15 protein-coding genes are annotated in these 12,368 nt (G+C 62.7%); 13 read left to right on the forward strand and 2 right to left on the reverse strand.

Annotated features, from left to right (window positions below; translation table 11 throughout):
* Positions 1-290: 290 nt before the first annotated feature.
* From AWB82_RS18425 to AWB82_RS18465, 9 genes are all read left to right on the forward strand, one after another.
* Positions 291-1,190, forward strand: a complete 900-nt coding sequence (locus AWB82_RS18425) for a DMT family transporter (protein ID WP_086969669.1) — start codon at positions 291-293, stop codon at positions 1,188-1,190.
* A gap of 203 nt (positions 1,191-1,393) precedes the next feature.
* Positions 1,394-1,981, forward strand: a complete 588-nt coding sequence (locus tag AWB82_RS18430) for a TIGR00645 family protein (RefSeq protein WP_086969671.1) — start codon at positions 1,394-1,396, stop codon at positions 1,979-1,981.
* A 50-nt stretch (positions 1,982-2,031) separates the two neighbouring features.
* Entirely contained in the window at positions 2,032-3,555 is a 1,524-nt protein-coding gene (locus AWB82_RS18435) for a fumarate hydratase (RefSeq protein WP_086969673.1), read from the forward strand.
* Between the two features lie 205 nt (positions 3,556-3,760).
* Positions 3,761-4,237 carry a bacterioferritin gene (gene bfr / locus AWB82_RS18440; protein WP_086969675.1) on the forward strand — a complete coding sequence of 159 codons (477 nt, stop codon included), beginning with the start codon at positions 3,761-3,763 and terminating at the stop codon, positions 4,235-4,237.
* A gap of 4 nt (positions 4,238-4,241) precedes the next feature.
* Positions 4,242-5,123 carry a glutamate racemase gene (gene murI, locus AWB82_RS18445; protein ID WP_086969677.1) on the forward strand — a complete coding sequence of 294 codons (882 nt, stop codon included), beginning with the start codon at positions 4,242-4,244 and terminating at the stop codon, positions 5,121-5,123.
* 175 nt (positions 5,124-5,298) lie between these two features.
* Positions 5,299-5,535, forward strand: a complete 237-nt coding sequence (locus AWB82_RS18450) for a (2Fe-2S)-binding protein (RefSeq protein ID WP_086969679.1) — start codon at positions 5,299-5,301, stop codon at positions 5,533-5,535.
* A gap of 317 nt (positions 5,536-5,852) precedes the next feature.
* A complete protein-coding gene (locus AWB82_RS18455; RefSeq protein ID WP_086969681.1) occupies positions 5,853-6,593 on the forward strand; it encodes an energy transducer TonB in 741 nt (246 codons plus the stop codon).
* A gap of 29 nt (positions 6,594-6,622) precedes the next feature.
* A complete protein-coding gene (locus AWB82_RS18460) occupies positions 6,623-7,369 on the forward strand; it encodes a MotA/TolQ/ExbB proton channel family protein (protein ID WP_086969683.1) in 747 nt (248 codons plus the stop codon).
* An 18-nt stretch (positions 7,370-7,387) separates the two neighbouring features.
* Positions 7,388-7,810, forward strand: coding sequence for an ExbD/TolR family protein (locus AWB82_RS18465; RefSeq protein ID WP_086969685.1), 423 nt, complete (start codon positions 7,388-7,390; stop codon positions 7,808-7,810).
* Between the two features lie 337 nt (positions 7,811-8,147).
* On the opposite strand, the gene AWB82_RS18470 is transcribed toward AWB82_RS18465, so the two are convergent.
* A complete protein-coding gene (locus AWB82_RS18470; RefSeq protein WP_086969687.1) occupies positions 8,148-9,110 on the reverse strand; it encodes a LysR family transcriptional regulator in 963 nt (320 codons plus the stop codon).
* A 189-nt stretch (positions 9,111-9,299) separates the two neighbouring features.
* Between AWB82_RS18470 and AWB82_RS18475 the strand changes: the two genes are divergently transcribed.
* From AWB82_RS18475 to hemP, 4 genes are all read left to right on the forward strand, one after another.
* Positions 9,300-10,172, forward strand: a complete 873-nt coding sequence (locus AWB82_RS18475; RefSeq protein WP_086969689.1) for a pirin family protein — start codon at positions 9,300-9,302, stop codon at positions 10,170-10,172.
* Between the two features lie 152 nt (positions 10,173-10,324).
* Positions 10,325-10,720 carry an OsmC family protein gene (locus AWB82_RS18480; protein ID WP_086969690.1) on the forward strand — a complete coding sequence of 132 codons (396 nt, stop codon included), beginning with the start codon at positions 10,325-10,327 and terminating at the stop codon, positions 10,718-10,720.
* 40 nt (positions 10,721-10,760) lie between these two features.
* A complete protein-coding gene (locus AWB82_RS18485) occupies positions 10,761-11,249 on the forward strand; it encodes an SRPBCC family protein (RefSeq protein WP_086969692.1) in 489 nt (162 codons plus the stop codon).
* 148 nt (positions 11,250-11,397) lie between these two features.
* Positions 11,398-11,646 carry a hemin uptake protein HemP gene (gene hemP, locus AWB82_RS18490; RefSeq protein WP_086969695.1) on the forward strand — a complete coding sequence of 83 codons (249 nt, stop codon included), beginning with the start codon at positions 11,398-11,400 and terminating at the stop codon, positions 11,644-11,646.
* Between the two features lie 287 nt (positions 11,647-11,933).
* On the opposite strand, the gene AWB82_RS18495 is transcribed toward hemP, so the two are convergent.
* A complete protein-coding gene (locus tag AWB82_RS18495) occupies positions 11,934-12,347 on the reverse strand; it encodes a GlcG/HbpS family heme-binding protein (RefSeq protein ID WP_086969697.1) in 414 nt (137 codons plus the stop codon).
* Positions 12,348-12,368: the final 21 nt, after the last annotated feature.

A 12,368-nucleotide genomic window follows, 5' to 3' on the forward strand; every position in this document is an offset into this window, starting at 1 on the left:
GCATCGCTGAATGGGCTGCGTGCACCGCGTGTTTGTGAGGTTCGAGAACGGAAAACGCGCGGCGTTTCCAGTTCCGACCTTGTCTCCCTTTTACCGCGCCGAAGCAGCGCTGAGGAATGTCACGGCACATTCGTGCACCGATGACATCCTGCATTGAATTCAAGATAAGCCGCTCAACTTACCCGCTTCTTACGTGGCCGGCCCAGCAGGCACGGGGTATACACGGAGTCCGCGCGGCTTCTACAATGCGTGCCCACAATCGTAACTGAACTACCCGCGCGGTATCCAGCTTGAATCGCTACGCCTTTCTTTTGATTGCAGCCATGCTGCTCGTCGGAGGCAATGTCGGCATCGGCAAATCGATCGTCGCTTCCGTTCCTGTTCCTCTGCTTGCGCTGCTGCGCTTCGTGATCGCGCTCGCGGTGCTCTGGCCGCTGTTGCGCTGGTCGAAGATGAAGCGCGTCGCGCGCGGCGAATGGGTCAACCTTTTCCTGCAGGCGTTCTTCGGCACGTTCGGTTTCACGCTGCTGATGCTAAACGGCGTCGCGCGCACGAGCGCGGTCGCGGCGGGCGTCATCACGAGCACGATTCCGGCCGTGGTCGCCCTCTTCGCCTGGCTCTTCCTCAAAGAGAGACCGGGTTCGCGCGCGCTCGCGTCGATCGGACTGGCGATCGCGGGCGTGCTCGTCATCAACGTCGCTCAGAGCGGCGATTCGGGCGCGAGTTCGTTGCCCGGCAATCTGATGGTGCTCGGCGCCGTGTGCTGCGAATCGCTGTATGTGATCCTGTCGCGCCGTCTCACGCAGACGCTGCCCGCCATCGACATCTGCGCATACACGCATGCGATCGGGCTGCTGCTGATGCTCCCGCTCGGCGCAAGTTCGCTCGCACGCTTCGACTGGACGAGCGTCGCGTGGGAGACGTGGGCGCTCGTCCTGTGGTACGGGCTCTCGGCCAGCATCTTCTCGTTCTGGCTGTGGATGAAGGGCATCCGCCACGTCGACGGCAGTCACGCCGGCGTGTTCTGCGCCGTGCTGCCGGTCGCGGCGGCGCTCTACGGCATCGCTTTCCTCGACGAACGGCCGACGCTCGCGCACGGCATCGCCCTCGCGTGCGTCGTGACGGGCATCGCGCTCGCGAGCCTGAAGGCGCGCACGACCGGCTCCGTGTCGCGCGAAACGGGCGTTTGAAACCGGCTCGGCGGATGATCGGCGGATTCTGAAAGGTTCTGGGAAGTCCACGCGTGTAAACGCTACAATAGCGGGCTTCCCGACACCGCGAATGCGCCAAAACACGCGCTCGCCGGCGCATCGCACGCGCATTGCACGTTTTGGCTCGTCTTATTCGCCAGTCATCATTTCCGGTCCGACCCGCCCCGACTGATAAGCCGCCCATGTCCGCTCCCAAGCATTCTCCCGCCTCGCGCTCGCAGGCCGGCCCGATGAAAGTGCTGCCGAAAGTCATCTTCATGAGCCGCTGGCTCCAGGTGCCGCTCTATCTGGGCCTCATCGTCGCGCAAGGCGTCTACGTCGTCCTGTTCCTGAAGGAAGTGTGGCACCTGCTCACGCACGCGATGACGCTCGACGAAACCAACGTCATGCTCGTCGTGCTCGGCCTGATCGACGTGGTGATGATCTCGAACCTGCTCATCATGGTGATCGTCGGCGGATACGAGACTTTCGTGTCGCGCCTCGGCGTGGAAGGCCACCCCGACGAACCCGAGTGGCTCGATCATGTCAACGCGGGCGTGCTGAAGGTGAAGCTGTCGATGGCGCTCATCAGCATCTCGTCGATCCATCTGCTGAAAACCTTCATCAACCCTGACCAGCATACGTTCCACACGGTGATGTGGCAGGTGATCATTCACGTCGCCTTCCTCGTTTCCGCGCTCGTCATGGCGTATGTCGACCGGCTGACCACGCATACGCATCCGAAGCACTTTCACAGCGAAACCATCGCGCCCCGCGGCGCGCTCGACTGAAGCGTCCGACAGAACGCACACAAGATATTTTGTCCCCCAGAGCCCAAGCCATGACAGTCATCAAGCAGGAAGACCTGATTCAGAGCATCGCCGATTCGCTGCAGTACATCAGCTACTACCATCCGCTCGACTATATTCAGGCGCTCGGCCGCGCCTACGAGCTGGAAGAAAGCCCCGCCGCAAAGGACGCGATCGCGCAAATCCTGACCAACAGCCGCATGTGCGCGGAAGGCAAGCGCCCGATCTGCCAGGACACGGGCATCGTCACGGTGTTCGTGAAGGTCGGCATGGACGTGCGATGGGACGGTGCGACGATGGGCGTCACCGACATGATCAACGAAGGCGTGCGCCGCGGTTATCTGAACCCGGACAACGTGCTGCGCGCATCGATCGTGAGCCCGCCCGAAGGCGGCCGCAAGAATACGAAGGACAACACGCCGGCCGTGATCCACTACGAGATCGTGCCGGGTGACAAGGTCGACGTTCAGGTCGCGGCCAAGGGCGGCGGCTCGGAGAACAAGTCGAAGTTCGCGATGCTCAATCCGTCGGATTCGATCGTCGACTGGATTCTCAAGACCGTCCCGACGATGGGCGCCGGCTGGTGCCCGCCCGGCATGCTCGGCATCGGCATCGGCGGCACGGCCGAGAAGGCGATGGTCATGGCCAAGGAATCGCTGATGGACCCGATCGACATTCAGGACGTGATCGCGCGCGGCCCGCAGGACTGGATCGAGGAACTGCGCGTGGAGTTGCACGAAAAGGTGAACGCGCTCGGCATCGGCGCGCAGGGTCTCGGCGGCCTCGCGACCGTGCTGGACGTGAAGATCATGGCCGCGCCGACGCACGCGGCATCGAAGCCGGTCGCGATCATCCCGAACTGCGCGGCGACCCGCCACGCGCATTTCACGCTCGACGGTTCCGGTGCGGCGAAGCTCGAAGCCCCGCCGCTCGACGCATGGCCGAAGGTCACGTGGCAGCCGAACACGGAGACGAGCCAGCGCGTCGACCTGAACACGCTGACGCCGGAAGAAGTGGCAGCGTGGAAGCCGGGCCAGACGCTGCTGCTCTCGGGCAAGATGCTGACGGGCCGGGACGCCGCACACAAGCGCATCGCCGACATGCTCGCGAAGGGCGAACCGCTGCCGGTCGATTTCACGAACCGCGTGATCTATTACGTCGGCCCGGTCGATCCGGTGCGCGACGAAGCCGTCGGTCCGGCGGGCCCGACCACGGCCACGCGCATGGACAAGTTCACCGAGATGATGCTCGCGCAAACCGGCCTCATCTCCATGATCGGCAAGGCCGAGCGCGGCCCGGTCGCGATCGAGGCGATCAAGAATCACAAGGCGGCGTATCTGATGGCGGTCGGCGGCGCGGCGTATCTCGTGTCGAAGGCGATCCGCGCGGCGAAAGTCCTCGCATTCGAAGACCTCGGCATGGAAGCGATCTACGAGTTCGACGTACAGGACATGCCGGTGACGGTGGCGGTCGATTCGAGCGGCACGTCGGTCCACAAGACGGGCCCGGCCGAATGGCAGGCGAAGATCGGCAAGATTCCGGTCGCGACGGCCTAATCGCTGCACAATGGCGGTAAATCGCCCTTAGTCACTGAAAAGAGCCGGGCGACATGTCCGGCTCTTTTCTTTGGAAACGCCGCCAGTGAGAAGGGTTTTCATTCTCAGTTTCGTCTGAAACAAAAAATTTCTATCTAACCTTGGCATAGACACACTCAAGGTTTATCTTTCCAACAGCCCCACGTTACGAACAGGAAATAAAATCATGCAAGGCGACGCGAAAGTCATCGAATTTCTGAACGCGCAGTTGAAGAACGAACTGACCGCGATCAATCAATACTTCCTGCACGCGCGGATGTATCAGCATTGGGGCCTCGAAAAGCTCAACAAGCACGAATACGACGAATCGATCGGCGAGATGAAGCACGCCGACTGGCTCATTCAGCGCGTGTTCATGCTCGACGGCCTGCCGAATCTGCAAGACCTGCACAAGCTGCTGATCGGCGAAGAGACCAAGGAAATCCTCGAATGCGATCTGAAGCTCGAACAGATTTCCCAGTCGACCTGCAAGGAAGCCATCGCTTATTGCGAGTCGGTGCGTGACTTCGTCTCGCGCGAAGTCTTCGAAAAGATCCTGCACGACACCGAAGAGCACATCGACTGGCTGGAGACGCAACTGGATCTGATCGACAAGGTCGGCATCCAGAACTACCAGCAGACCATGATGGGCGATCACGAATAATCGAATGTCCGGCGTAGCGCCTCACCCGATGCCGAACGAGCGTGCCGCGTCTGACGCGAGCGCGCCGGTCGGCATTTTCGATTCCGGACTCGGCGGTTTGTCGGTGCTGCGCGCCGTGCGCGCGATCTTGCCGCACGAGCGCCTGATCTACGTTGCCGATTCGCTGCACGCGCCCTACGGCGAGCGCGACGACGATTTCATCGTCGACCGTACGATGGCGATCGGCGAATGGCTCGTCGGACAGGGCGCGAAGGCGCTGGTCGTCGCGTGCAACACGGCCACCGCGCAGTCGATCGCGCTCGTGCGCGAACGTCTGCCGATTCCGCTCGTCGGCGTGGAGCCTGGCGTGAAGCCGGCGGCGGCGGTGTCGAAGTCGCGCGTGGTCGGGGTGCTGGCCACCGCCGTTACCTTACGCTCTGCCCGTTTTCAGTCGCTGCTCGACCGGTACGCCGGCGATTGCCGCTTCATCTGTCAGGCGGGACACGGCCTCGTGCAGGCGGTGGAGCGCTGCGACACATCGTCGCCCGCGCTGATGGCGCTGCTCGAAAATTATCTCGCCCCGATGCTCGACGCCGGCGCCGACACGCTCGTACTCGGCTGCACGCACTACCCTTTTCTGGACCGCGCGATCCGCGACATCGCGGGCGAGCGCCTGCAGATCGTCGATACGAGCGTGGCGATCGCGCGGCAACTCGATCGCCTGCTCGACGCGCACGCGTTCAAGAACCCTGCCGCGCCGCCCGGCAACCTGCCGCGCTTCTGCTCTACTGCCGACGGTGAATCCCAGCGCCAGCTCGCCGCGGCGCTCCTGCAAATCGAAGCCAAAGTCGAGCATGTCGACATCCCTTCGCGCCGCACGCGCCTCGCTGAACCCGACATCGTCTGAGGGTTTCTCACGCGCGTAGCCAGTTTCAGCGCGCGCTTCGCCCCGCCAGGCAAGCCTCCTAGCAATAAACCCGCTAACTTGGGCGCTCTGTTACAAAAAAGACGGAGCCCCGCTTGCAAACGCGCCAATACCGAATGATAATAATTCGCATTAACGCTAACTATTGCGAACGATCATGATTGTCTGTGTCTGCAAGTCAGTGTCCGACCGGAAGATCCGAACCGCCATCGCCGACGGATTAGACTCCTTCGACGAACTGCAATTCGAGCTCGGCGTTGCATTGTGCTGCGGCAAGTGTGAGGAAAGCGTTCGCGACGTAATGGCACAAAGCGGCGTCTGCGCGTCGCGCTGCGGAGTCGAGCAGCGCGAACACGTTGCACCGCTGACGTTCTACGAGCGCCAGGCTGCCTGAAGGAAGCCACGCCGCCGGGCCGCGCTCAACCGGCGGCGCCGAAGTTTCAGCCGCGCCGCCCGTTTTATCGCCTCCAGCAAGCCAGATTACCTTCGTACACCGGTCACTTCTAGCCAGCCGCGCAACCCCTTTACCCCTGGAGGGAAAGATGGAATTGCTGATCGGTTTCGTGACCACCCTGTTTATCTCCCTGCTTATTTTCCGAAAATGACGTCGTCTGGTTTCTTCCGCACCGTGCCTGTGCAACCGTTGGATGGCGAACCGGAAGGCAGCATTATCGGCAAGCATTCACGCGGCATCGCAAGCAGCCAATAACAATGCAGTCCCCGACCACTACTCCCGCCGCATTTCAGTCGGCGCCGGCAGCGAACGTCAATCCGCGCGTCATCGCGGCTTGCGTCGCGGTCCTCGCCATTCACGCCGCGCTCCTGGCCGTCGCGCTGACGATGCGCAACGCGCCGCTGCCGCGCCCGATCGTAGCCAAATCGATCACCGCGCAGTTGATCAGCGAAACGCCGCAGCCCGCGCCGCAGCCGGTTGCGGTCGAAACGCCGCCGCCGCCCAAGCCGGTGCCGAAGCCCGTTCCGAAGCCGCAGCCCACGCCGAAGGTCAAACCGAAAATCGAGCCGAAGCCCACGCCGATGCCCGTGACCGAAGCGCCGTCGCAAATCGCCGCACCCGCGCCTGAACCCACGCCGCCCGCTCCGCCCGCTCCGGCTCAACCCGCGCCGCCGCCGGCCGCGCCCGCCATCGGCAAGCCGAGCATGGATCTCGCCGCGCCGAAGAACGTCGCGCACCTTAGCTGTAACATCGCGCAACCAGACTACCCGGCAATGGCCAAGCGTCGCGGCGAAACCGGCACGGCCGTGATCCGTCTGACGGTGGGTCTCTCGGGCAAGATCGAAAACGCCACGCTGCAAAAGAGCAGCGGCTCGTCGCGCCTCGATGACGCGGCGCTTGAGGCCGTGCGCGGCAGCGCGTGCAGCCCTTACAAGGAAAATGGCGAAGCGATTCGTGCGAGCGCCACGGTGCCATTCGTTTTCAGTCTGAACGACTGATCGGTTTATTTAGAAACAAGGAAAGAGAAATGGAAAACTACGGGATTGCGCACGTCTGGGCGCAAGGCGACTTCGTGACGCGGGGCATCGCGCTCACGCTCGTCATCATGTCGGTGCTTTCGTGGACGGTGATCGTCGTGAAGGCGTGGAATGTCGTGCGCCTGAAGCGCCTCACCAAGAATGCTGAACAAGCGTTCTGGCATTCCGACGACTTCAACGACGGCATCAAGAAGCTCGGCAGCCAGTCGTCGAGCCCGGCGGACAACCCGTTTCTCGCGCTCGCGCTCGCCGGCCAGGAAGCCGCCGATCATCATCACCACACGCAGCCGCATCTGCACGATCGCATGGACGTGTCGGACTGGATCACGCGCTGCCTGAAGGATGTCATGGACGAAGGCGTCGGCCGCATGCAGTCGGGTCTCGCGGTGCTCGCGTCAATCGGCTCCACGTCGCCGTTCGTCGGTCTGTTCGGCACGGTCTGGGGGATTTATCACGCGCTGTTGACCATCGGCGCGACGGGCCAGACGTCGATCGATCAGGTCGCCGGTCCGGTGGGCGAATCGCTCATCATGACCGCGTTCGGCCTCTTCGTCGCGATTCCCGCCGTGCTCGGCTACAACGCCCTCACGCGCGCGAACAAGGGCATCGTCACGAAGCTGAACCGCTTCGCGCACGGCCTGCACGCGTTCTTCGTGACGGGCACGAAGCTCTCGTCGACCAAGCGCGCGACGAACGCCGCGTCGGACAATCTGCGTCTCGCGACGCGCGCGTCGTAAGCCGGGGAGGTCCGCATCATGGCCATGAGCCCTTTCGCCGGCGACGAAGACGACGGCATGATGAGCGAGATCAACATGACGCCGCTCGTCGACGTCATGCTGGTTCTCCTGATTATTTTCCTCGTCACGATCCCGGCCATGCATCACGCGGTCAAGATCGACCTGCCGCATGCAAGCAGCCAGCCGCAGGACGAGAAGCCCGCGCACGTGAATATCGCGATCAAGGCCGACGGCACCACGCTGTGGGACGATCAGCCGATTGACTCGGCGACGCTCGACGCACGCATCGCGCAAGCGGCGCAGCAGAATCCGCAGCCAGAGATTCATCTGCGCGCGGATCGTCAGGTGGCGTACGAAAAGGTCGTCGATCTGATGTCGGCGGCGCAGGCGGGCGGATTGACGAAGATCGGTTTCGTCACCGAGCCGAAGCACGGCAAGTAAGTCCCGGCGCGCCCTCTTTCGAGCGCACAAAGTAAAAGGCCTTCATCGTCGGATGAAGGCCTTTTTTAGTGCGCACTCGGCGCATTCGGGTGAGGCGGTCATTTCGGACTTTGATACCCAGAGCCCGAGTTCCCGTCACATGCAGCAGCCGTGGTCGACACGGACAGTGCAATCAACCCTATCAGGCTAACTATCAGAGCAGCCGTCAGTTTTCGCATAAGGAGCTCCTTAGCGAAGGGAGCTTCAATATACCGCCGCAACCTCTGACGATCAATTGAATCTGTCCATCGCAAGCGCGCGCTTCAATGTCATAAACCAATGACAAACGCCGATGCGGTCAAACTGTTTCCCGTTCCGGCTGTTCGTGAACAGGACATTCTCCTGGGAAGCGTTGACCGCTACCGATCGACTCGACAAGAAAATCCACGAATGCGCGCACCGCCGGGACCATGCCCTGACGCGACAGGAATACCGCGTAAAGTTGCGGCGACGGAAACGTCCAGCCCGGCATCACGGGCGATAGCTGCCCGGTGCGCAGCGGCGCGCCGTACATCATCTCGGGCAGCGCGGCGATACCGACGCCGCGCATCACGGCCTCGCGGATCATCGACAGGTCCGCCGTGACGAGCCGCGGCTCGTGTTCGAATTCGTGACGCGTGCCGTCCGGCGCGATCAGGCGATAGACGTGGCGGCCGTCCGACGAGGGCGTGTCGATCGTGTCGTATTGCGCGAGTTCGGCGGGCGTCATCGGCGGCGCGTTCGATTTCAGCAGCGACGGCGCCGCGACCAGCATCTGTTCCGTGCGCCACAGCGGCCGCGCGACGAGGTTCGAACTCGCGGGCGGTTCCGAACGCACGCGCAGCGCGACATCGACGGCATCCTCGAAGAGATCGACGACGCGGTTCGTCACGCGCAACACGACGCGCACCTCCGGATAGCGATGCATGAAATCCGGCAGCACGGCGGAAAGAAAGGTCTGCGCGATTGTCACGGGAACGCTCACGCGCACCGTGCCGCGCGGCGAGTCGCGCAGGCTCTGCACGACATTGACGGCCGCCTGCGCTTCGGCGAGCATCGCCTGGCAATGCTGGTAGAAAAGCTGCCCCGCCTCGGTCAGCGCAAGCTTGCGCGTCGAGCGCTGCAACAGGCGCACGCCGAGCGACGCCTCCAGTTCCGACACGCGCCGCGACAAGCGCGACTTCGAGATGCCGAGCACGCGTTCCGCGGCGGAAAACCCGCCGTGCTCGACGACGTGCGAAAAATACATCAGGTCGTTCAGGTCATGCGAGTCGGCTTTCATGGTCGCTCGTTGAAACTCTGGAGATGAATATCGGCGCGGATCGTCGCGATTCAGCGCGGTTCGTTATCCCCAGCGGGACAATCCATTGCGCCACGACGCCTTTTACTGCGAAATGCGGCCCATATAATAGCTCTGTGTTTCAAATTTATCGCTATTCCCTCATTTCTGTATCCGCGACGCGAGGCAACAATGTCCATCAGCCGCAGCATCGAACGCATCATTCCGGCGACCCGCACTGTCGAAGGCGGCGGTTTCGTCGTCTATCGCCCGTTTCCGACCCGTCTTCTGATGGATTTCGATCCGTTCCTTCTTCTCGACGAAATGGGCCCCACCGACTACGCGCCCGGCGAGGCGAAAGGCGCGCCCGATCATCCGCATCGCGGCTTCGAAACCGTGACGTACATGCTCGAAGGCGAGTTCGGCCACAAGGATTCCGCCGGCCATTCCGGCACGCTGCGCGCGGGCGACGTGCAATGGATGACCGCAGGCGCGGGCGTCGTGCACAGCGAAATGCCCGCCGAGGAATTCACGAGCCGTGGCGGACGTGTGCACGGCTTGCAGCTTTGGGTCAACCTGCCGCAGCGCGACAAAATGATCGCGCCGCATTATCAGGAGATTCCGTCGACGCAGATTCCCGTCGCGACGAGCGAAGACGGCAAGGTCAGCGTGAAAGTCATCGCCGGTGAAGCGCTCGGCGTGAAGGCCGCGATCGAGACGCGCACGCCGATCCTGTATCAGCACTTCTCGCTCGCGCCAGGCGGGAAGGTCGAGCTGCCCGTGCCGCGCGATTACCGCGTGTTCGCCTATCCGCTTTCGGGCACCGCGCTGTATGGGCCGCAAAGCCAGCCGGTGCGCGCGCAGCAAATGGTGATCTTCCGACACGACAGCGACACGATCGCGCTCGCAGCCGGCGAGGAACCCGTCGAGCTTCTGCTGATCGGCGGCGTGCCGTTGAAGGAGCCGGTCGTGCGCTACGGCCCGTTCGTGATGAACACCGAGGACGAGATCCGCCAGGCGGTGACCGACTATCAAGCGGGCCGGATGGGCGCCATCTCACACTGAGCGCGCTGAGCGCACTAAGCGCCCTCGCCCACGCAGCTCGGTCGAAATCGGCGAAGACGGTGCGGCATGAACGGACACATTGCGTCACAATGACCGTTCTTGTTGCACCGTATTCGTCATTCCTGCAGTCTCAACCCGAACCAGGAGCACGCATGGCCGGACCTTCCGTGACCGCCAGCATCGGCAGCATCGACTATCAAGTCCGTCTCGAAGACGGCACGCATTCGTGGATCGCGGACGAACCTGCCAGCATCGGCGGCGGCGACACGGGACCGGAGCCCGCGTCGCTGCTGCTCGCGAGTCTCGGAGCGTGTACATCGATCACGCTGAAGATGTACGCGAAGCGCAAGGAATGGCCGCTGGAAGGCGTGCACGTCGAGTTGTCGATGAAGAGCACCGCCGAAGGCACGAACATCGACCGGCGTATCACGCTCACGGGCGCGCTGTCCGGCGACCAGCGGGAACGGCTCTTGCAAATTGCCAATGCGTGCCCGATGCATAAGGTCCTGTCCGGCGCGATTCATATCGAGTCCGGTCTCGCGCAGTAATGCGTCGCAGGCACCACGAACGTCCAAGGAAAACGTCGTCTTGAATTTCGAACACCTCATCCAGATCAACGATCCGCTCAACCCGCTTCTCGACTCGCTGACGCGCGAGCAACTCTGGGAAGGCCTCGTCCTGCGCGCCGAGCAGCCGCAACTGTTCGTGCTGGGCCTGGATAGCTGCGACATCCTCACGCGTGATGGCGACACGATGGAACGCGAGCTCCATTACGGCCAGGCGACCGTGCGGGATCGCGTGACGCTCACACCCGGCTCCAGCGTGCGCTACGACATCCTGCCGACCGCCGATTACGTCGGCGGCTCGCTCACGATGGCGATCGAGCAGCCCGATGCGCTCCAGCTCTTCCTGCGCTTCAGCTACAGCACCACGCTGCCGGAAAACCAGAACCCCACGCCCGACGAGCGTCAGACGCAGGAGATCGTGAAGTCGGCGTATCGCGAATCCGACATCGACACTGTGCGGCTGATTCGCCAGTTCGTGCACGGCCGCAAGGACCAAAGTCCACTGCATTGAGCGTTTCCCGAATGCGGCAGCGAATGCCTCGCCGCCGCATCGAGATTGGCTATCAGAAGTTGTGCTTCAATCGGAAAGTCTAGTTGCAAATAGGAATAGTTATCATTTACTATAGACCCATCGAATCAACGAACACACACTTTCTGACATGACCGACACGCCGCGATCCTCCACGCTCAGGCTGCGCCGCCCGGCTGTCCGCGACGCCGCGATCACCCGCCCGAAGGCGACCACGGTCACCACGGTCCATGTCGCTCACGCCGGGGACGGCACCGGCGAGCGGTCGCTGAAAAGCGACGCGCTGCTGCAGGGACGCAGTCACGTGAGCATCGTGCATAACGGGGAGACGTATCAGTTACGCGCAACGCGTCTAGGCAAGCTGATCCTGACGAAGTAAGCAGCAACGAACGGCAAGAACAGCAGTACGTACCGGGTATTGTGGGGACCACCTCGCCAAGAGGTGTTTGGCCTTAGCCAGCGAGGACGACTTGCACGCGAGAATTTAGACCCCTTCGTGCAAACACCAGCCAGTCGTCGATAGCAAGCGAAGCCGCTTTTTTTGGTTCCCGCGCTTTTGCGATGCGCTCAATGACCGAGCCACGCAATGATGATCGAACGAACGGCACGCGCTTCATCACGAAGGCGTGCCGTTTTTGTTTTGCGGTACCGAACGGCGATAAGCCGTCAGACGTTCTCGATGCCCAGCGCCGCGATGCCCGCCTTCGCGATCTGCGCATCCTGATCCGACTTCACGCCCGACACGCCCACCGCGCCCACGATGTCCGCGCCCACGAAGATCGGCACGCCGCCTTCGAGCATCGCGGTCATCGGCGCGCTGAGAAAGGCCGTGCGGCCCTGCTTGATGGTGTCTTCGTAGACTTTGGTTTCGCGGCGGCCGAGCACGGCCGTGCGCGCCTTGCCCGTGGCCATTTCCACGGTGCTCGCGCCGGCGCCGTCGAGACGATGCAGATTCAGCAGATGTCCGCCATCGTCGACGATCGCAATCGTCACGTTCCAGTTGTGTTCTCTCGCGTGCGCCTCGGCGGCCGCGGCCATCGCCTTGACGTCTTCGTCGGTCAGTACAGGTTTGGTTCTCACTTCTCGCTCTCGTTGCCGCGC

It is taken from the genome of Caballeronia glebae, assembly GCF_001545035.1.
Lineage (GTDB): Bacteria > Pseudomonadota > Gammaproteobacteria > Burkholderiales > Burkholderiaceae > Caballeronia > Caballeronia glebae.

Excerpts from the sequence above, each read along its gene's own strand:
- AWB82_RS18435 (WP_086969673.1), top strand. The coding sequence starts at position 2,032 with ATGACAGTCATCAAGCAGGAAGACCTGATTCAGAGCATCGCCGATTCG.
- AWB82_RS18470 (WP_086969687.1), bottom strand. The coding sequence starts at position 9,110 with ATGAAAGCCGACTCGCATGACCTGAACGACCTGATGTATTTTTCGCAC.
- AWB82_RS18455 (WP_086969681.1), top strand. The coding sequence starts at position 5,853 with ATGCAGTCCCCGACCACTACTCCCGCCGCATTTCAGTCGGCGCCGGCA.
- AWB82_RS18460 (WP_086969683.1), top strand. The coding sequence starts at position 6,623 with ATGGAAAACTACGGGATTGCGCACGTCTGGGCGCAAGGCGACTTCGTG.
- AWB82_RS18430 (WP_086969671.1), top strand. The coding sequence starts at position 1,394 with ATGTCCGCTCCCAAGCATTCTCCCGCCTCGCGCTCGCAGGCCGGCCCG.
- AWB82_RS18480 (WP_086969690.1), top strand. The coding sequence starts at position 10,325 with ATGGCCGGACCTTCCGTGACCGCCAGCATCGGCAGCATCGACTATCAA.
- AWB82_RS18465 (WP_086969685.1), top strand. The coding sequence starts at position 7,388 with ATGGCCATGAGCCCTTTCGCCGGCGACGAAGACGACGGCATGATGAGC.
- bfr (WP_086969675.1), top strand. The coding sequence starts at position 3,761 with ATGCAAGGCGACGCGAAAGTCATCGAATTTCTGAACGCGCAGTTGAAG.
- hemP (WP_086969695.1), top strand. The coding sequence starts at position 11,398 with ATGACCGACACGCCGCGATCCTCCACGCTCAGGCTGCGCCGCCCGGCT.
- murI (WP_086969677.1), top strand. The coding sequence starts at position 4,242 with ATGTCCGGCGTAGCGCCTCACCCGATGCCGAACGAGCGTGCCGCGTCT.
- AWB82_RS18475 (WP_086969689.1), top strand. The coding sequence starts at position 9,300 with ATGTCCATCAGCCGCAGCATCGAACGCATCATTCCGGCGACCCGCACT.
- AWB82_RS18450 (WP_086969679.1), top strand. The coding sequence starts at position 5,299 with ATGATTGTCTGTGTCTGCAAGTCAGTGTCCGACCGGAAGATCCGAACC.